The sequence below is a fragment of the Stenotrophomonas sp. STEN031 genome (assembly GCF_056759975.1).
In genome coordinates, this window is record NZ_JBRREA010000075.1 from 1 (window position 1) to 18010 (window position 18010).

General features: G+C 60.9%; 15 protein-coding genes and 1 pseudogene. 14 read left to right on the top strand and 2 right to left on the bottom strand.

The window, feature by feature from the left end; all coding sequences use genetic code 11:
* Window positions 1-157: 157 nt before the first annotated feature.
* From ACVOLQ_RS20430 to ACVOLQ_RS20465, 8 genes are all read left to right on the top strand, one after another.
* On the top strand, window positions 158-1162 hold the full coding sequence (locus ACVOLQ_RS20430; RefSeq protein ID WP_313172843.1) for a TRAP transporter substrate-binding protein: 1005 nt from the start codon (window positions 158-160) through the stop codon (window positions 1160-1162).
* Between the two features lie 13 nt (window positions 1163-1175).
* Complete coding sequence (locus ACVOLQ_RS20435) at window positions 1176-1712, top strand: TRAP transporter small permease (RefSeq protein WP_481529127.1); 537 nt, start codon at window positions 1176-1178, stop codon at window positions 1710-1712.
* Window positions 1713-1715: 3 nt separating this feature from the next.
* Window positions 1716-2999, top strand: coding sequence for a TRAP transporter large permease (locus ACVOLQ_RS20440; RefSeq protein ID WP_481529128.1), 1284 nt, complete (start codon window positions 1716-1718; stop codon window positions 2997-2999).
* An 88-nt stretch (window positions 3000-3087) separates the two neighbouring features.
* Window positions 3088-4665, top strand: a complete 1578-nt coding sequence (locus ACVOLQ_RS20445; protein WP_481529129.1) for a family 43 glycosylhydrolase — start codon at window positions 3088-3090, stop codon at window positions 4663-4665.
* Between the two features lie 15 nt (window positions 4666-4680).
* On the top strand, window positions 4681-5766 hold the full coding sequence (locus tag ACVOLQ_RS20450) for a LacI family DNA-binding transcriptional regulator (RefSeq protein WP_313493935.1): 1086 nt from the start codon (window positions 4681-4683) through the stop codon (window positions 5764-5766).
* 219 nt (window positions 5767-5985) lie between these two features.
* Window positions 5986-6741, top strand: a complete 756-nt coding sequence (kduD, locus tag ACVOLQ_RS20455; RefSeq protein WP_313172839.1) for a 2-dehydro-3-deoxy-D-gluconate 5-dehydrogenase KduD — start codon at window positions 5986-5988, stop codon at window positions 6739-6741.
* Window positions 6742-7147: 406 nt separating this feature from the next.
* Window positions 7148-7786: an RpiB/LacA/LacB family sugar-phosphate isomerase gene (locus ACVOLQ_RS20460; protein ID WP_312368917.1), complete on the top strand. Its 639-nt coding sequence runs from the start codon at window positions 7148-7150 to the stop codon at window positions 7784-7786.
* A 277-nt stretch (window positions 7787-8063) separates the two neighbouring features.
* On the top strand, window positions 8064-9251 hold the full coding sequence (locus ACVOLQ_RS20465; RefSeq protein WP_481529130.1) for a GDSL-type esterase/lipase family protein: 1188 nt from the start codon (window positions 8064-8066) through the stop codon (window positions 9249-9251).
* Window positions 9252-9281: 30 nt separating this feature from the next.
* Here the strand turns inward: ACVOLQ_RS20465 and ACVOLQ_RS20470 are convergent, their stop codons facing one another.
* Both ACVOLQ_RS20470 and ACVOLQ_RS20475 read right to left on the bottom strand, forming a co-directional pair.
* On the bottom strand, window positions 9282-9809 hold the full coding sequence (locus tag ACVOLQ_RS20470) for a hypothetical protein (protein WP_481529131.1): 528 nt from the start codon (window positions 9807-9809) through the stop codon (window positions 9282-9284).
* 81 nt (window positions 9810-9890) lie between these two features.
* On the bottom strand, window positions 9891-10820 hold the full coding sequence (locus ACVOLQ_RS20475) for a LysR family transcriptional regulator (RefSeq protein ID WP_481529132.1): 930 nt from the start codon (window positions 10818-10820) through the stop codon (window positions 9891-9893).
* 137 nt (window positions 10821-10957) lie between these two features.
* Here ACVOLQ_RS20475 and ACVOLQ_RS20480 point away from each other — a divergent pair, with 137 nt between their 5' ends.
* The 6 genes and pseudogenes from ACVOLQ_RS20480 (at window position 10958) to ACVOLQ_RS20505 (ending at window position 17851) form a co-directional block, all read left to right on the top strand.
* Window positions 10958-12439 carry a tyrosine-type recombinase/integrase gene (locus ACVOLQ_RS20480; RefSeq protein WP_481529133.1) on the top strand — a complete coding sequence of 494 codons (1482 nt, stop codon included), beginning with the start codon at window positions 10958-10960 and terminating at the stop codon, window positions 12437-12439.
* Window positions 12440-12722: 283 nt separating this feature from the next.
* Window positions 12723-13295 carry a lysozyme inhibitor LprI family protein gene (locus ACVOLQ_RS20485; protein WP_099497403.1) on the top strand — a complete coding sequence of 191 codons (573 nt, stop codon included), beginning with the start codon at window positions 12723-12725 and terminating at the stop codon, window positions 13293-13295.
* A 226-nt stretch (window positions 13296-13521) separates the two neighbouring features.
* On the top strand, window positions 13522-13950 hold the full coding sequence (locus ACVOLQ_RS20490; protein ID WP_143568526.1) for a hypothetical protein: 429 nt from the start codon (window positions 13522-13524) through the stop codon (window positions 13948-13950).
* Between the two features lie 234 nt (window positions 13951-14184).
* A pseudogene (locus tag ACVOLQ_RS20495) lies at window positions 14185-14747 on the top strand (transposase); the annotation flags it as partial.
* On the top strand, window positions 14737-15858 hold the full coding sequence (locus tag ACVOLQ_RS20500; RefSeq protein WP_481529134.1) for a site-specific integrase: 1122 nt from the start codon (window positions 14737-14739) through the stop codon (window positions 15856-15858). The pseudogene ACVOLQ_RS20495 and the gene ACVOLQ_RS20500, both read left to right, overlap by 11 nt.
* On the top strand, window positions 15851-17851 hold the full coding sequence (locus ACVOLQ_RS20505; protein ID WP_481529135.1) for a hypothetical protein: 2001 nt from the start codon (window positions 15851-15853) through the stop codon (window positions 17849-17851). The genes ACVOLQ_RS20500 and ACVOLQ_RS20505 overlap by 8 nt, the downstream gene beginning before the upstream one ends.
* The last annotated feature ends 159 nt before the right edge of the window (window positions 17852-18010 follow it).

Below are 18010 nucleotides of genomic sequence, written 5' to 3' on the forward strand. Positions count from 1 at the left end.
GGCTTTGGTACGGAACCCGCCTTACCCCCCGCCACCCCTGAATAGGCGCGGCGCAAAAACCTATTTTTGCGATGCCCCGTATTGGCTTAATTTCCGTGCACGCCCGTGGGGGCGGGTGACCCCCGCCCGCCACGGTAGCAACGCGTTGGAGGGCGCTATGGTTACTCGAAGAGGCTTTCTCAAGACCGGCATGGGGGCATTGGCCATGCCGGTGCTCGCCGCCTGCTCTGGTGGTGGCAAGGGTGCGGCCGGCGGCAGTCAGCTGCTGACCGCCACCGATGTGCACGTGGCCGACTATCCGACGGTCACCGCGGTGAAGTGGATCGGCGAACAGCTGTTGCGCGAAACCGGCGGCCGCCTGGGTTTGAACCAGTTCCACTCCGGCCAGCTCGGCCGCGAGTCCGAGGCGATCGACATGGCCCGCTTCGGCGCCATCGACATCACCCGCGTCTATTCCGGCGCGCTCAACAACGCGTTCCCGCTGACGCGCGCGCTGTGCCTGCCGTATGTCTTCGACTCCGTCGAACATATGCGCCGCGCGCTCGATGGCGGTATCGCCGATGCGGTGCTGCAGGGCTTTGAGAGCCGCGAACTGGTCGGCCTGGCGGTCTACGACTCCGGTGCGCGCAGCTTCTACAACACCAAGCACCCGATCATCACCCCCAAGGACCTGCATGGCTTGAAGCTGCGCGTGGCCAGCTCGGACATCTTCCTGCAGCTGATGCGCCTGTTCGGTGCCAATCCGACGCCGATGTCGCTGGGCGACACGTTCTCCGGCATGGAGACGCACATGATCGACGGCGCCGAGAACAACATGCGCAGCTTCCATTCCAGCCGTCATTTCGAGGCCGCGCATTACTGGTCGGAAAGTCAGCATTCGTACGCGCCGGACATCCTGCTGATGTCGCGCCGCAGCCTGGATGCGCTGACACCGTCCGATCGTCGCCTGCTGATCGATCTGGCGCGGCAATCGGTGCAGGTGATGCGTACCGCCTGGGACGCATCCGAAGACAAGGCCCGCGAGGCAGTACTGGCTGCCGGTGTGAAGTCGAATGCGGTCGACATGCCGGCGTTCCGCGCCGCTGCCGAACCGCTGCTGCGTGACTACCTGCAGCAGGCCGATATCGCCGCGTTGCACCGTCGCATCCGCGACTTCGCCTGAGGGGGCCGTACCGATGTCTGATTCCAACGTACAAGCGGCCCCGGCAGGTCTCCAGCGCGTGCTGGAGAAAGTTGCCGACGTGGTCATCTATATCGCCGTCGCCGCTCTGCTTGGGTTGGTGGTGGTGCAGGGCTGGCAGGTCTTCGCCCGCTATGTGATCAACGATTCACCGAGCTGGACCGAACCGGTCACGCTATTGCTGCTGAGCACGACGATGAGCATGGGCGCTGCCGCCGGTGTGTATACCAATCGTCACTTTGGCTTCTTCCTGTTGGCCGAGCAGATGCACCCGCTGGTCAAGCGCCTGATCGATGCGCTGGTGCCGCTGATCGTCGGCACCATCGGTGGCTTCCTCGCTTGGTGGGGTTGGGTGTTGTGGCTGGACGGCCTGCACATCAAGACCGCCGGTGCCAACCTGCCGCAGAGCGTGAACTACCTGCCGTTGAGCATCGGTGGTGCACTGATGGCGGTATTCGCACTCAATCGCCTGCTGTTGTCGCTGCGCGCAGGCGCCGGCAAGTCTGCCAACGCTGCTGAAGGGGACCGCTGAGTCATGGGTATCGCAATTCTTTTCGCCGTATTCGGCGTGCTGCTGTTGATCGGCGTGCCGGTGGCCTATGCGCTTGCCGCTGCCGCGTTGGCCACACTGCTGTATCTGGACATCCCCAGCATTGTATTGGTGCAGCAGATTTCCGCCGGCACCGGTTCGGCCTCGCTGATCGCCATTCCGCTTTTCATCTTCGCCGGTGAAATCATGATGCGCGGCGGTATCTCCGAGCGTCTGATTTCCCTTGCGTCGTCGCTGGTCGGGCGCCTGCGCGGTGGCCTGGGCCAGGTCTCGATCCTGTCCTCGCTGTTCTTCGGCGGTGTGTCGGGTTCGGCCATCGCCGACGTGTCGGCGGTGGGCGGCACGATGATTCCGCAGATGGTCAAGCGCGGTTACGACCGTGACTTCGCGGTCAACGTCAGCATCACCGCCGCCTTGGTGGCGCTGCTGGTACCGCCCTCGCATAACCTGATCCTGTTCTCGGCCGCGGCCGGTGGTGGCCTGTCCATTGCCGACCTGTTCGCCGCAGGCATCGTGCCGGCCTTGTTGATGACGGTGGTATTGATGATCACCGGCTATGTGGTCGCGCGTCGTCGTGGTTACGGCGTGGAAGCCTTCCCGGGCTGGCGCGCGGTGCTGCTGCGACTGGTTGCCGCCCTGCCCGGCCTCGGCCTGGTTGGCCTGATCTTCTTCGGTATCCGCGCCGGCATCTTCACCGCGGTGGAATCGGCCGCCATCGCCGTGGTCTACGCCTTGCTGGTGACCACCGTGCTGTACCGCCAGCTGCGCATCAAGGAGTTCTTCGAGACCGTCATCCATGCGGCGCGCAGCACCGGCGTGATCCTGTTCGTGATCGCCACCGCTGCGGTGTTCGGCTGGCTGCTGGCCTACCTGCAGGTACCTGCGGCGGCGGTGGACTTCCTGCAGTCCTTCGCCCACAGCAAGTACATGGTGCTGTTGATGATCGTGGTGATGCTGCTGTTGCTGGGCACCTTCATGGACCTGGCGCCGATGATCCTGATCTGCACGCCGATCTTCCTGCCGGTGGCCAAGGCCTATGGCATCGACCCGATCCACTTCGGCCTAGTGCTGGTGCTGACCGGTGGCCTGGGCCTGGTCACGCCGCCGGTGGGCTCGGTGCTGTTCATCGGTACTGCCATCGGCAAGATCAGCGTCGGCGAAAGCATGAAGACCATCTGGCCGTTCTGGATGGCCGGCCTGCTGGTGCTGTTGATCGTGACCTTCTTCCCCGAACTGTCGCTGTGGCTGCCGGCCCTGCTGCGTAGCTGATGCATGCACGCTGCGGACAGGTTCACGCCTGTCCGCAGCCGTGGTTTGACGCTGGCGTATTCGCCGCGCCTTCAACCTGGAGATGTCGATGAACGTGACCCGTACCCTGGCCGCGCTGGCCGCCGCATGCCTGTTGGCCGCCGTGCCGGCCTGGGCCGCCGATGCACCGATCAGCCCGAAGCGTGGCATCGAGCACCAGCGCATGGCCGATCTGGGCAATGGCAGCTTCCTCAACCCGGTGCTGGCCGGCGACCACCCGGATCCGTCGGTGCTCAAGGACGGTGATGATTACTACCTCACCCTGTCTTCCTTCGACGCCTATCCCGGCCTGCCGATCTGGCATTCGCGCGACCTGGTCAACTGGCAGCCGCTGGGCCATGCCATCACCACCAACGTCGGCGCGATCTGGGCGCCGGACATCATCAGGCACGACGGCCGCTACTTCATCTACTTCCCGGCGCGCACCGGTGATTCGCGCAGCAATTTCGTGGTGTGGGCCGACGACATCAAGGGCCCGTGGAGCGAGCCCATCGACATGGGCCTGGCCGGCTACATCGACCCCGGCCATGCCGTGGGCGAGGACGGCAAGCGCTACCTGTTCCTGTCCGGTGGCGATTATGTACAGATCAGCGACGACGGCCTGAGCGTGGTGGGCACGCCCAAGCATGTCTATGACGGCTGGCGTTACCCGCAAAGCTGGGACGTGGAGGCCTATGCCCAGGAAGGCCCGAAGATCAGCCAGCGCAACGGCTGGTACTACATGACCACCGCCGTTGGCGGCACCGCCGGCCCGCCGACCGGGCACATGGTCATCACCGCACGTTCGCGCTCGATCCACGGGCCGTGGGAAAACGCACCCAACAACCCCATCACCCGCACCGTCGATCGCGCCGAGCCGTGGTGGTCGCGTGGCCATGCCACCCTGATCGAAGGCACCGATGGCCGCGGCTGGATGATGTACCACGGCTACGAGAACGGTTACTGGACGCTGGGCCGGCAGATGCTGCTGGAGCCGATCGAGTGGACCGACGACGGTTGGTTCGTGGCCAAGGGCGGCGATCTGGGCGCGCTGCTGGCCAAGCCGTCCGGTGAAGCGGTGCCGCATGGCATGGCGCTGTCCGATGACTTCAAGGGCGGCAAGCTCGGCCCGCAGTGGTCGTTCTTCAACCCGACCCGCGAGGAGTACCAGCGGCTGTCCTTCGACAAGGACGGCATGAGCCTGCAGGGCAAGGGCACGACCCCGCGTGACAGCTCACCGCTGACCGCCATTGCCGGCGACGTCGCCTATCAGTTCGAAGTGGAAATGGACATCGAGCCGGGTGCCTTCGGCGGCGCCCTGCTGTATTACAGCGACCGCCTGTACGCTGGCGTGGGCAGCAATGGCGAGCAGTTCATCCTGCACCGCTATGGCGAGGAGCGCCCCACCCGGCCCCAGCCCAGTGCCACCGGCGGCAAGCTGTGGCTGCGGGTGAGCAACAACCGCCACATCCTCACCATCCACAGCTCCAAGGACGGCCGGACCTGGCAGAAATACCCTGTTCAGATGGAAGTCTCCGGCTACCATCACAATGTGGCGGGGAAATTCCTTGCGCTGAAGCCGGCCATCTACGCCGCCGGCAATGGCAAGGTCCACTTCCGCCAGTTCCGCTACCGCGCACTGGATTGAGCGCGGCCCGATAGAATGAATGTATTGAACGGTTTCAAGGACATCGCCTTGCGCAAGAAAGCCGACGCCGCCGCCACGCCCCAGTCACTGGGGCGGCCCGCCACCATCAACGACATCGCGCGGCTGTCGGGTGTTTCCAAGAAGACGGTCTCGCGGATCATCAACAACTCGCCGCTGGTGCGCAAAGACACCCGCGACAAGGTGGAAGCATTGATGCGCGAGGTCGGCTACACGCCCGACCCGCTGGCCCGCGGGCTGGCGTTCCGGCGCTCGTTCCTGATCGGCATGGTCTACGACAACCCCACCGCGCAATACGTGGTGGACATGCAAAACGGTGCACTGGACGCCCTGCGTGGCTCCAGCTTCGAGCTGGTGGTGCACCCCTGCGACACCCGCAGCCCCGGCTACATCGAGGGCGTGAAGCGCTTCGTGCAGCAGCAGAAGCTGCACGGCGTGATCCTGGTGCCGCGTGCTTCCGAAGACCAGGCGCTGGCCGACATGCTGGACGAGATCGGCTGCCGCTTCACCCGCATCGCCTCGCTGCCGCTGGATGAAACCTCGCAGATGGTGATCACCCACGACCGTGACGGCGCCGCCGAAGCGGCCGATTACCTGCTGTCGCTGGGCCACCGCGACATCGCCCTGATCACTGGCCCCACCGCTTACCGCTCGGCCCATGAGCGCACCGCCGGCTTCCTTGAAGCCCTGGAGCGGCGTGGCATCGAGCTGCCGCCGGCGCGCATCATCGAGGCCGGTTACACCTTCGAGTCCGGTGTGGCCGCGGCCGAGAAGCTGCTGCTGGGCAAGCAGCGCCCCACCGCCATCTTCACCGGTAACGATGAAATGGCGGCCGGCGTCTACAAGGTGGCCATGCGCGCCGGCATCAATATCCCGCGCGAACTGTCGGTGGTCGGTTACGACGACAGCCCGTTGGCCTCACGGCTGTGGCCATCGCTGACCTCGGTGCGCCGCAATACCCGTGACACCGGGAGAACAGCGGCTGCCATGCTGATCCAGCCGGAGGGCAAGAATGCCCTGCCCCTGGCCAGCGTGCGCCCGCATCTGATCGTGCGCGATTCCTGCCAGCCGCCGCAGGACTGAAGAAACCCAAGTTTTTGTTTTGCAAAGAAAACCGGATATCTTGCAGTGCAAAATGACACCGGTTTCCATAATTGGCTATCATCGCCCGGCAGGCCCGCACTGCAAACCTGGCGGGCCACTGGACAGATGTGTTGACCGGGCCCGACCCGGCGCCATCGCACCGCTGCGGCGCCAACCGCTGACAGCACTACCGAACTACCGCTCTGGGAGAGGAACAGCATGACGAATCCATTCAGTCTCGAAGGCAAGGTCGCCCTGGTAACCGGTGCCAATACCGGTCTGGGCCAGGGCATCGCGCTGGCGCTGGCCGCCGCCGGTGCCGACATTGCCGGCGCCGGCATCGTCCCGGCCGACGAGACCGCCGAGAAGGTGCGCGCGCTGGGCCGCCGCTTCCTCAACATCGAAGCCAACCTGATCAGCATCGAGCCGGTCGAGCGCGTGGTTGCCGAAACCATTGCCGGTCTGGGGCGCCTGGACATCCTGGTCAACAACGCCGGCCTGATCCGTCGTGCTGATGCCGTGGATTTCAGCGAGAAGGATTGGGATGACGTGATGAACGTCAACATCAAGTCCGCGTTCTTCATGAGCCAGGCCGCCGGCAAGCATTTCATTGCCCAGGGCAGCGGCAAGATCATCAACATCGCCTCGATGCTGTCCTTCCAGGGCGGCGTGCGGGTGCCGTCGTATACCGCTTCCAAGAGCGGCATCGCCGGCATCACCCGCCTGCTGGCCAATGAGTGGGCAGGCAAGGGCGTGACCATCAACGCCATTGCCCCGGGCTATATGGCCACCGACAACACCGCACAGCTGCGCGCTGACGAAGACCGCAACAAGGCGATCCTGGACCGCATTCCGGCCGGCCGCTGGGGCAAGCCGGAAGACCTGGGTGGTACGGCAGTGTTCCTGGCTTCGAGCGCGTCGGATTATGTCAACGGCGCGATCATTCCGGTTGATGGTGGTTGGTTGGCGCGCTGAGGATTGAAGGTGGTGAGTGGGAAGCTGAAAGGCAGGTCGGAAGCGTAAAGCTGAAGAGCCAGAAGCGCTGAAGAGCCAGAAGCGCCCTCACCCCTACCCCTCTCCCGCGTGCGGGAGAGGGGAAAGCAAGAGCTGAAGCCGAAGCACCAGCCAAGGCAAGAGCCGGAGCAACAGCCGGAGCAACAGCAGTAGCCGAGGCAGAGGCCGAAGCTGCAGCCGAAGCCGAAGCAAAGGCAGGCGCGACAGCGATAGCGAGCGCAGGCAGCCAAGCTGCAGTCGCGCGCAGCACAGATTCCCCTTCTCCCGCATGCGGGAGAAGGTGCCCCGAAGGGGCGGATGAGGGGAGCTTTTGCTTTTGCTTCCACCTCATCACCAACAACGTTTCCCCCTAATCGAGAGTCACGCAATGAAAATCGCATTGATGCAGGAGTTCAGCCAGGCCGCCAAGAACCCGGTGGTGCTGGAACAGCTCAACACCGTCGCCGCCCAGCAGGGCCACGACGTGTTCAACGTCGGCATGGACGGTGACAACGATCACCGCCTGACCTACATCCACCTCGGCATCTGCGCCGCGCTGCTGCTCAACGCCAAGGCCGTGGACTTCGTGGTTGCCGGCTGCGGCACCGGGCAGGGCGCGATGATGTCGCTCAATGCATGGCCGGGCGTGTTCTGCGGCTACTGCATCGAGCCAACCGACGCCTTCCTGTTCGCCCAGGTCAACAGCGGCAACGCGCTGGCCCTGCCGTTCGCCAAGGGCTTTGGCTGGGGTGCGGAAATCAACATCCGCTACATCTTCGAGAAGGCATTTGCCGGTGAGCGCGGCCAGGGTTACCCGGCCGAGCGCAAGGAATCGCAGATGGCCAATGCCGGCATCCTGGCGCAGGTGAAGCAGGGCGCTTCGAAGGACTTCGTTGAAGGCCTGAAGTCCATCGACCAGGAACTGGTGAAGCAGGCCGTTGGCGGCGAGCGCTTCCAGAAGGCGTTCTTCGACAATGCCAAGGACGACGCCATCGTCGCCTACGTGAAGAGCGTGCTGGGCAAGTAAGCCCACGCATGCGGTAGCGCCCTTGCGGGCAGACAAGGGCGCCTGCGGGCGCCTTTGTTGTTTGCGATTGATCGTGTGCCATCAGATCACGATGAAAATTGGACCCAGCCCTTCTCCCCTTGCGGGAGAAGGTGCCCGCAGGGCGGAAGAGGGGAGGCGTGCGCAGCACGCTTGCTTCTTGGCGGTGGAACTGATGAAAGCAGCGTTCTTCGATCGCTACCCCTCTCCCCAACCCCTCTCCCGCAAGGGGAGAGGGGCTATTGAGCAGAAGCAGCCCATGCAATTTCATGCATCCTTTCTAGTCGGCATTTTCGCGTTTGCATTTGCTTTCCAAGCCAAATGCCAAGCGCCAACCCACCGCATCTTCATAGCCGCAGACTCCACCGCAGCCAGCTACGGCCCTGAACGCGCGCCGCAGGCCGGCTGGGGCCAGGCGCTGCAAAGCTGGCTGGATGTGAGCCAATGGCAGGTACGCAACCATGCCGTCGGCGGTCGCAGCACCCGCAGCTTCATCAACGAAGGGCGGCTGGAGGCAATCGAAAAGGAACTGCAAGCAGGCGATGTACTGCTGATCCAGTTCGGTCACAACGATGCCAAGCGCGAGGACCCAACGCGTTACACCGATCCGGACAGCGACTATCCGCAATTCCTCTCGCGCTACATTGCTGCCGCGCGCGACAAGGGTGCAACACCGATCCTGATCACCCCGGTTGCGCGGCTGCTCTACGACTTCGGTGCGCTGCTGGATACACACGGCCGCTACACGCAGGCGATGAAGCAGGTGGCGAAACAGCACAATGTGCAGCTGATCGATCTCAACGCAAGCTCGATGGCGTGGATACGCGCGCTGGGCGAGCAGGGCGCCAAGCCCTACTTCATGTTCGTGCCCGAACAGAACAAGGCCGATGGCACCCATTTCAGCGTGGCCGGTGCAACCGCGCTTGCCTGCCAGGTGATGCGTGGCTGGGTCGAGATCGCACCGCAGATGAAAGCGACGCTGAAGCGTGATATCGATTGCGGCGCGATCAGCGCAGGGCAGGGCGCTGCTGTCTCCACGCCAAGTGTCGCGGCACCGGCGGTTGCGACACCGGTGCAGGAGGCAGGCAATCCGCACGGCTCGCAGGTCATCCGCGAGCAGGACATAGGTCGCCAGCAACCGGGCCCACACGGCGGCGCCGGACCGACCACCGCCTACTCGTTCTTTGCCGACGTAAGCGATCTACCGTTTGTCATGCGCAAGCGCGTGCTGCACAAGGGCGCTGGCATCGGCCTGCACCCACAGCACAAGGACGAGATCTACTACATCGTCAGCGGACGCGGCCTGTACGTGCTTGATGGCAAGCAATACGAAGTCGGCCCTGGCCACGCCCTGCTTACCCGCAGTGGCAGCAGCCATGCCTTGCAGCAGACTGGCGAAGAAGACCTGGTGGTGATGCTAGCCTATCCAACCACGTCGGCTCGTTGAGCCTGCCCTGTATTGATGATGGCCGTGCGATCAGCGCGGCACCATGCCACGCAGCTGCATTCCTTGGACCATGCCTTCGATATCGCCGGATAGCAGCAGCTTCCAGCCATCCTGATAAGGCTTGAGGCTGATCACCTGCAGTTTGGAGAAGCTGACGGGGCCGATGGTGAAGTTGGTGCGCGCGACCAGATGCACGGTTTCGCCCTCTGCGACCGACCCCAGGATATCCAACCGATCCACCACGACGCGTGCACCGTCCAACTGCGCTTCGCTCAAGCGCATCATCCGGCGCGCGAACTCGTCTGCCGGCATCTTGCGCAGCACATTACCCATGCCATGCGCGGGGTCATCTTCGGGTATCGCGTCGTATACCGGCTGCAACATGTCCTTGAGGCGCTTCTGCTCATCCGGATGGAAGAAATCCGCGCCGGCCTCCATCCCGTTGGCATTGATGGCCGCGATATAGGCGCGGGCAACGGATTCGGGAGTATCGCTGGCTTGTACGGCAGGACTGGCAAGGAGCAGGGACAGCAGCAGGACGTTGAACAGATGTTTCATGGACAGGAAAGAAAGTCTGGCGCGCGGGAATGCACGCACGGATTGTAGAGGTGCCGCATGTTGTGTGCGGACTGCGCAGGGTCAGTGTGATACAGGAAGGCGGGCTGCCCATGGTTCCTGTTCCAGCTGCTGCGCCAGGTAGTCGATCAAGGCCTGCACCCGTGCCGGCCGATGCAGGCCGGGTGGGGTGATGATGCTCAGCGCCAAGGGTTCGACCTTCCAGTCGTCCATCGCGGTCTGTAGGCGGCCATCGCGCAGTTGCTCCCAGACCAGGAACTCGGGTTGAAGGGCCAGGCCCAGTCCAGCCTGCAGGGCGGCATCGAATACTTCGGCGTTATTGGCCTGCAGCTGGCGCGGCACGGTCTGCGCGAACTCGCCATGGCGCGGGTGACGGAAGCGCCAGGTGTTGCCGCTGCGGGTATAGCTGTATTGGAAACTGCGGTGCTGGACCAGATCACGCGGATGGTTGGGACGCCCGTGGGCCTCGAAGTAGGCTGGCGACCCGACCAGCAGGATGCGTACCTGGCATAGCTGGCGTGCGCGCAGGCTGGAGTCGGCCAAGGTGGAAATGCGCAGCGCCATGTCGAAGCGCTCGGCCACCAGATCCACCATCTGGTCGCTGAGCTGGATGTCCAGCTCCACGTCCGGATGTGCCTGCATGAAGGCCGGCAGCAGCGGTGCCAGCCGCGATACCCCGAACGACATCGGTGCCGCCAGCCGGATCAGGCCGCGCAGCGCCGCTGAACGATCGGCCACTTCCGCCTCCACCGCTTCGCCCTCGTCGAGGATGCGTGCTGCCCGCTCCAGCGCAGCTTCACCGGCAGCGGTCAGCGACATGCGCCGCGAGGTGCGGTGGAACAGGCTGGTGCCGATGCGCGTCTCCAGCCGGGTGATGGCCTTGGAAACAGTGGCCTGCGACAGCTGCAGCTCTTCGGCGGCGCGGGCGAAGGAGCCGGCTTCGGCTACCTTGGCGAAGATCGCCCAGGCTTCCAGGTCAGGCAGACGGTTCATGGCGGCGGCTCGCGGGGCGGGGTAGGGAGATCATGTCATAAATGGAAAGAATGCTTTTCCATACTTTCTATTCTCGATGTTGAGGTGCAGGCCTAGACTTTCTCCCATCGAAACCCCACCGCTTTCAGGAGAACGCCATGATTGAACGTCGCCCATTTGCCAGCCTTGGTGGAGCCAATCACGGCTGGCTCGATGCCAAGCACCACTTTTCGTTTGCCGAGTACCAGGACAACAAGCGGCACCATCGCCTGGTCCCATGGCGTCCAAGTAAGTCCAGAATTCATACTAAGCCCGCAGAAATGCGGGCTTTTTTGTGCGCTTTGGTCCGAGCTTGTCCACGTACATCCAAGAGCTTTGGGGGTACAAGTGGGGGTACATTTCGAAAAACGGAGTTCAGCAAGGAGGATGTACCCCCAATGGGTGCTAAGCAATTGACAGATATGGCCGCGCGAAATGCGAAGGCTAAGGACAAGCCCTACAAGCTGGCGGCAGGGGCAGGCCTTTACCTGCACGTGATGCCCAACGGAGCCAGATACTGGCGAATGAAGTACCGCTGGGATGGCAAGGAGAAGTTGCTGTCGATCGGGGTGTATCCCGAAGTGTCATTGAAGGAGGCCGGTGAGGCCCGTGATGAGGCTAGGGCGAAGCTTCGTGCTGGACGCGATCCTTCCGAGCACAAGCAATTGAGCAAGCTCACGTCAAAGTTGTCAGTAGATACCCGCTTCCAGACGATAGCCGTGGAATGGCTTGAGTCCCGTGGGGACTTGGCGCAGTCAACGCGGGAGAAGGCAGCTTGGATGCTGGAAACCTACGCTTTCCCTTGGCTAGGTAAGCGGCAGATCCATGAGATCACTACCGCTGAGGTGTTGGCGGTCCTGCGTAGGTTGGAGGCTCAGGAGAAGATCGAGTCCACGCAGCGCCTTCGCCAAATCTGTGGGCAGGTATTTCGCTATGCCGTGGCCACTGGAAGGTTAGATCGCGACCCGACCAGTGCTCTTCGTGGTGCTTTGAAGACGGCGAAGAATAGGCACTACGCTTCAATAACCGATCCAGCGAAGGTCGGTGAGCTGATGCGGGCCATTGATGGGTACACGGGGCAACTTGTCACGCAATGTGCGCTCCGCTTTGCTCCTCTGGTTTTCACTCGTCCGGGTGAATTGCGTAAGGCGGAGTGGGGAGAGTTCGATCTTGCTGCGAAGCAATGGAACATCCCTGCGAAGAAAATGAAGATGGGCGTAGCTCACGTTGTTCCGCTGTCCAAGCAGGCAGCTGCGTTACTTGAGGAACTACGGCCGGTCACGGGGAATGGACGCTACGTGTTTCCGTCCGTTCGGAATTCGAGGGATCCAATGAGCGAGAACACCGTCAATGCAGCGCTTCGTCGCCTGGGCTACGGGACTGACGATATGACCGGGCATGGCTTCCGAAGCATGGCGTCCACCTTGCTTCATGAGATGGGATGGACATCAGATGCGATCGAAAGACAGCTTGCTCACTCTGAAAGAAATCCCATCAAGGCTGCCTACAATCGAGCGGAACACTTGCCTGAGCGCAGGAAGATGATGCAAGCGTGGGCAGACTACTTGGATAAGCTGAAGGGAAAGGTCAGCCGCACCTAAAGTTGGTGGGCTGACCCTACCCTTTTAAGTCTTAGATTGCCCTGCGCGGCTGCTGTCGCGCAGGGCGCTATCGACCCACAGCGGCCATTCGTGCCGGCGCCGATCCTACCGCTGGGTCCTTTTATACGCTGGCTTGTTAGCTGGACCCCAGCGCCCTAAGATCGAGCCGTGTTAGAGGGAAAGTCCACCAAACGGTGCATTGAGGGCAAGTCGTGTAGCCGGACCCACGGGTCCGGCTATTGGGTAGTTGGATGGCCTTGTAGACTTTAGGGGTGCGTGGCAAATGCTAGAGAAATTCCTCTATGCCGTTTTCGGAGCACTGATGGCGGCAGTTGGATTTTTCGTGCGGCGCCGCATCGAGCAGAAACCCATGTTCGAACAGATCGATAAGCAGCAAAAGCTGCTCGATCTGAAGAAGAACTTAGAGGCGTCAGGTACTACCCTTCATGATCTGAAGGTGCTTGAAGACACGATTATGGGAAAGGCCAACTCAGCGAAGACACTGGCCGCCGCCTACCAAGAGCAGGCCTTCCAGATCTACGCCACTGATCACTCGGAACACATGACTCAAGCGGACATGAATCGACATGCTGCAGCGTCGTTTCACAGAGCCGAAGAAAGGCTTGCCGCTCTGGTTGAAGATTTGCGAAAGCATCTTTCTGGTGGCCGCCTAGACTCATTCGAGAATTCTCAGCAGATGTGGCTTCGATATCGCGAGGCTAGCGCTGAGTTCCAGTCCAGCCAGTACCACGGCGGGAGCATCCAGCCTCTCATCCACGCCAGCGCGCTAGAGAGCGTTACCATCTCGCGGATCGTCGAGCTCGAGCCTCTGCTTAAGGAAATGCAGACAATATAGAGTTGAACGTACGCTCCTGGCCGCAAGGCGTCATCCGACCCAAAGCAGACCTACGCTGTCTGGAAAGAAATGGGTGATTCAAGTTGAGGGGGCAGGGGTCAATCCGGCTGCGGCTCTCCAGCTCTGGTCGCTTACTCGACACTTTCCTTCCGGTGCCGTAGTGCAGCGTCCTGCTGCAGCTGATCGCTATCATTGACGATTTCGGTAGTACTACGGGCAGGGCGTAATGAAGAGCGCATTGGTGATATTGCTGGGAATGGGGGTGGTGATGGCGGCGGCTGCGCAACTCAACGGCCCGCAGCGGTTGCGGGCTGCCCGCCAGGAAACATTCGAGCAGCTGCGGTTTCCGTCGCGCGATGGTGCTGCCTTCACCGGTGCCCAGGTACAGGTGGTGAAGCAGGTGCACGGACGGTTCGATGGTATGCAGCAACCGGGGCCGCGCTGGATGGCACAGGCCTCAGACGATGCATTCTGGTACTGCGTCGGGCCCGGGCCAAGTTGGTATCTGGCCATTCCGATTTCAAGACGCAATGGCTTCCAATGGGATGTCGACTGGGTGGTACGCCCTTTGGACGAAGGCCGCATGCGTGCCGCGCTGAGCGGCGACACCGAAGCGCTACGGTTGGCCTTTGGCGAGCAGACCGCACGGGGATGAGTGGAAACTGAGCACGATGTGTGTGCAGATTCTTGTGTAGACGGAAATTTGAAGCGCTCCGGTTTGAAGCTGGCCATCATTCGGGAGCATGTCCGTTCCTGGCCGAAAGCGGACCTGGTCGATTACAGCGAAGCATCCCGCTTACCACGACGCATGAGTCCGATCTAACGGTGCGGGCATGGCGCGACATCCCCCCAAGATTGAGTAGCACAAGGGTTTGGAGTCCAATCCTCAATGACAAGGAGATTGGACGTGAAGAAGCGCTTTACCGAAGAACAGATCATTGGCTTCCTGCGTGAGGCTGAAGCAGGCATGCCCATCAAGGATCTTTGCCGCCGGCACGGCTTCAGCGAGGCCTCGTACTACCTGTGGCGCAGCAAGTTCGGCGGTATGAGCGTGCCCGACGCCAAGCGGCTGAAGGACCTGGAAGCGGAGAACGCGCGCCTAAAGAAGCTACTGGCTGAGCAGGTATTCGAGAACGACGTGATCAAGGACGCATTGCGAAAAAAGTGGTGACTGCACCAGCGCGCAGGCTGCTGGTGCGGAGCATGGTTGAGAAGGGGTTGAGCGAACGACGAGCGCTGGCGGTAGCGCGCATGAGCGCCAGCACGTTGCGATATGTGCCCAGGCCCGACAACAACGCCGAGCTTCGTGAGCAGATCGCCGCTTTGGCGCAACGGCACAAACGCTACGGCGTGGGCATGATTCATCTGAAGCTGCGGCAAAAAGGGCTTGTTGTGAACTACAAGCGGGTGGACAATCAAAGGAAACGAGAAGGGTGCAGCTGTGGCCACCGGCTGCCCCGAAACAGGGCCATACACGGACTTGGAGATGGCGGCCCTGCTTGACTGGGCAAATTCAGCTGTAATCAAGCGCAAGATCACGTTCAAGGATTTTGTGTACCTCTTGGCTCTCGCAATGACTGCTCGCCGTACGGTTCAGTTGGCCGCACTTCGAGGGAGAGACTTGAAGGGGAATCCGAAAGAAGTTGCGTCTCTTTATTTGAACGTACCACGAGCAAAACAACGGAATCTGAGATTTCGAGGGAAGTTTCGCTCCATTCCGATCATTGAAGATCTGTTTCTCGTGCTCGACAGTCTCCATCGCAGAGCGGTGGCAGATGTGGAGGCAACAATTGGAGCGAAATTGGATGACGACCTACGCAAAGAAGTTCCGATATTTATCAACGAGGATGCGGCTGCGAAGGTAAAGAGTGTTGCGGAGTTGAGAGACCTGCTTGCTGGCTCCAAGCCAGACGCTCTGCACGCAACGACTAGCTCTCTGGACTCAGCCCTGCTGAGGTACGCGCGTGCGAACACCGCGCGATCAGAGCGAACTGGTGAGTTTATTCGCCTGTCTGCCAGGCGCTTCAGACACACGCGTGGCACCAAGCTTCGACGTGAGGGTTTCGGTGCGTTCGTAATTGCGGAGTTGTTGGATCATTCCGACATTCAGAATGTCCGCGTATATACGGAAAACACCGCGAATGAAGTGGCCATCATTGATGAGTTCATTGGTCCAAAGCTGGCTCCTTTCGCGCAGGCCTGCCTTGGCAGGCTCGTTCGATTGGAACGAGACGCTATCCGAGGAGATGATCCGCGTAGCCGTGTGGCGAACGACAGATCAAACGGTGTCGGCACATGCGGAAACTACGGGTTCTGCGCGAGCGGGTATCGCGCTTGTTACACATGCACCCACTTCCAACCGTGGGTCCATGGACCGCATCAAGAGGTGCTAGAGGATCTGTATGCGGAAAAGTCTCGGGCGCGTGATGCGGGTTGTTCAGATGTAGTGGTGTCGGCAAACGACCTATTGATACTTGCCGTCGAACATTGCATTACCTTGTGCAGCGAATTCAAGGACAAGCTAGCCATTCCAGACTCGGATGAGGAGATGGCCTGTGTCTGATGTCATCCTATTCGTTCCGAAGGCGGGTCGAGATGCCAGGACAAATCTGGACGACTTTATCCGTCTGGCTAGAGAAGATCTGACGGCTTTTGGTGCTGATACTTGGCCAAAGGATCGTTGGCAGCAAGGAAAGACCGTTGCTGTTTTTGCGACCCAGTTGCAGGAGTTGACGCCATATCGGTACACACCTCTAGCGCAACCATTCAAGGATTTCGCAAAGGCCTACGTTCGCTATAAGTACAGTCATAGACCAGTGATCTCAGTGCAGTACTGGCTGCAAGCGCTACGCTGTATTGAAGCCGCGCTGATCGAGTCAGGCTTGAAGGCAGATGTGCTGTTGCTCAATGGGGCGGTGATGGACCTCAGTGCGCAGAAGTGCCGCGAGTTCTATGCTTCCGAGGATGTCTATCACAAAACCGGCCTCACCCTAGCTGGGGTATTTGATTTTTGCCGCGAGAAATTCGTATCGCTGGGTCTGCCTCAGTGGAGGTCGCCATTCAAGAAGCCGGCAATTCTGACCGAGGACCTAGGAGAGGCTGGGCGCGAGCATCGTGAAAGTAAGTTGCCAAGTAACGCCAGCATGCTCGCGTTGGCGGATCTCTTCGCAGGTGCCGCCGACCCACATACTCGGTTCTACTCTTCTATTGCGATTCTCTTGATGGCAACGCCAAGTCGAATCTCAGAAGTGCTTAGCCTTCCAGTGGATTGTATTGGTCGCGAGCCGGATGATTCAGGCGCAGAAAGGATGTGCCTTCGCTGGGTGGCTGCGAAGGGAAAAGGTCGTATGAAGAAGTGGGTCCTGCCGGTGATGGAGGACGTGGTCGTTGAGGCTGTGCGGAGGCTGGAGGAGATCGGCAGGCCCGCTCGATTAGCGGCGCGATTTGCCTTTGAGAATCCTGGAGTTTTCATGCGGAGTGCTGGCCTTAGCTCCGCCGATCAACTCAGCGATGGTGAGCCTCTAAGTACTAAGGAAGTGTTTGCCGCCTTGAACCTTGATGGGCGCTACGCAAAAGATGGACATGTCCCAAGAACGAAGCGCCTGAAGCAATTCGTGGGTCGGGCCGATATCACATACGGCGATCTTGCGAAGTTCGTTAAGGAGCAATACCAAGGCGGCGACTGGCCCTTCATCAATGCCAAGAAGGTCGTGAAAGTATGGGATGCGCTTTGCCTGCATCGTGAGTATGAATTTCACGCGAATTTTTCGGTCAAGGAATTTTCGTGGCGCCTGCCAACGGCCAATGACGTAAACGCTCGCCTGGACCCGGAGAGCGGGACCTATCTGCTTGCCGGTCTCAAGGAGGTAGATGGAGATCCCATCAAGTTGACTACCCACCAGCCACGTCACTGGCTAAGCACGATGTCAGAGCGCGCGGGGATGGATGACTTTACATTGGCACAATGGGCGGGCCGGGCAAAGCCCACCGATAATCGGCATTACGACCACCGCAGCCCAGAAGAACGCTTGTCGGAGGCAAGGGCCCTAATCGTAAGAGAGGCGCCTAGCTTGCTGGAGCGATTCAAGAATCGGCAGCCTGTTACCTATCAAGAGCTTGGGGTCGACCGTCTGGGCACGGCCAAGGCAACGTTATACGGCATGTGTACGCATGACTATGCAATGGCGCCTTGCATGAAGCAGCGTGAATGCATGACCTGCAAAGAGCACAGATGCATCAAGGGTGATCATGTCACGCTCGACAGGATTCGGCTGTTGGAAGCGCAAACGCAGAAGCTCCTGGAGAAGGCCCAACAAGCGCACATCGACGGCGATTTTGGCGCGGATCGCTGGGTCGATAATCACAAATGGAAACTTGCGCATACGAGGACCATGCGAATCATGCTCGAGGAGGAGGCGCTTCCGGATGGCACGGTGCTGCGTATTCCGGACGGGCATGACCCGTCTCCTGTTCAGTGTGCTCTGATGGATCTCGGGTTGATTGAGCTGCCTTCGGATACTGTCGCCGCTGCGACAATTCCACTTCGCTTGGTTTGAGTTGCCATGCCCAAGAAGATCATCACGAAGGCGACTCTTCCCAAGGTATGAATCGCCCCGTCTTTCCCGGAGGCTCCAAACCTTGAGAGGATGGAGCCATGAGCAACAGATTGACGAGGTACGCACCCGAGGTGCGTGAGCGGGCGGTGCGGATGGTCC

Coding starts and splice junctions, on each gene's coding strand:
- ACVOLQ_RS20430 (WP_313172843.1), top strand. CDS start 158: ATGGTTACTCGAAGAGGCTTTCTCAAGACCGGCATGGGGGCATTGGCC.
- ACVOLQ_RS20435 (WP_481529127.1), top strand. CDS start 1,176: ATGTCTGATTCCAACGTACAAGCGGCCCCGGCAGGTCTCCAGCGCGTG.
- ACVOLQ_RS20440 (WP_481529128.1), top strand. CDS start 1,716: ATGGGTATCGCAATTCTTTTCGCCGTATTCGGCGTGCTGCTGTTGATC.
- ACVOLQ_RS20445 (WP_481529129.1), top strand. CDS start 3,088: ATGAACGTGACCCGTACCCTGGCCGCGCTGGCCGCCGCATGCCTGTTG.
- ACVOLQ_RS20450 (WP_313493935.1), top strand. CDS start 4,681: ATGAATGTATTGAACGGTTTCAAGGACATCGCCTTGCGCAAGAAAGCC.
- kduD (WP_313172839.1), top strand. CDS start 5,986: ATGACGAATCCATTCAGTCTCGAAGGCAAGGTCGCCCTGGTAACCGGT.
- ACVOLQ_RS20460 (WP_312368917.1), top strand. CDS start 7,148: ATGAAAATCGCATTGATGCAGGAGTTCAGCCAGGCCGCCAAGAACCCG.
- ACVOLQ_RS20465 (WP_481529130.1), top strand. CDS start 8,064: ATGCAATTTCATGCATCCTTTCTAGTCGGCATTTTCGCGTTTGCATTT.
- ACVOLQ_RS20470 (WP_481529131.1), bottom strand. CDS start 9,809: ATGAAACATCTGTTCAACGTCCTGCTGCTGTCCCTGCTCCTTGCCAGT.
- ACVOLQ_RS20475 (WP_481529132.1), bottom strand. CDS start 10,820: ATGAACCGTCTGCCTGACCTGGAAGCCTGGGCGATCTTCGCCAAGGTA.
- ACVOLQ_RS20480 (WP_481529133.1), top strand. CDS start 10,958: ATGATTGAACGTCGCCCATTTGCCAGCCTTGGTGGAGCCAATCACGGC.
- ACVOLQ_RS20485 (WP_099497403.1), top strand. CDS start 12,723: ATGCTAGAGAAATTCCTCTATGCCGTTTTCGGAGCACTGATGGCGGCA.
- ACVOLQ_RS20490 (WP_143568526.1), top strand. CDS start 13,522: ATGAAGAGCGCATTGGTGATATTGCTGGGAATGGGGGTGGTGATGGCG.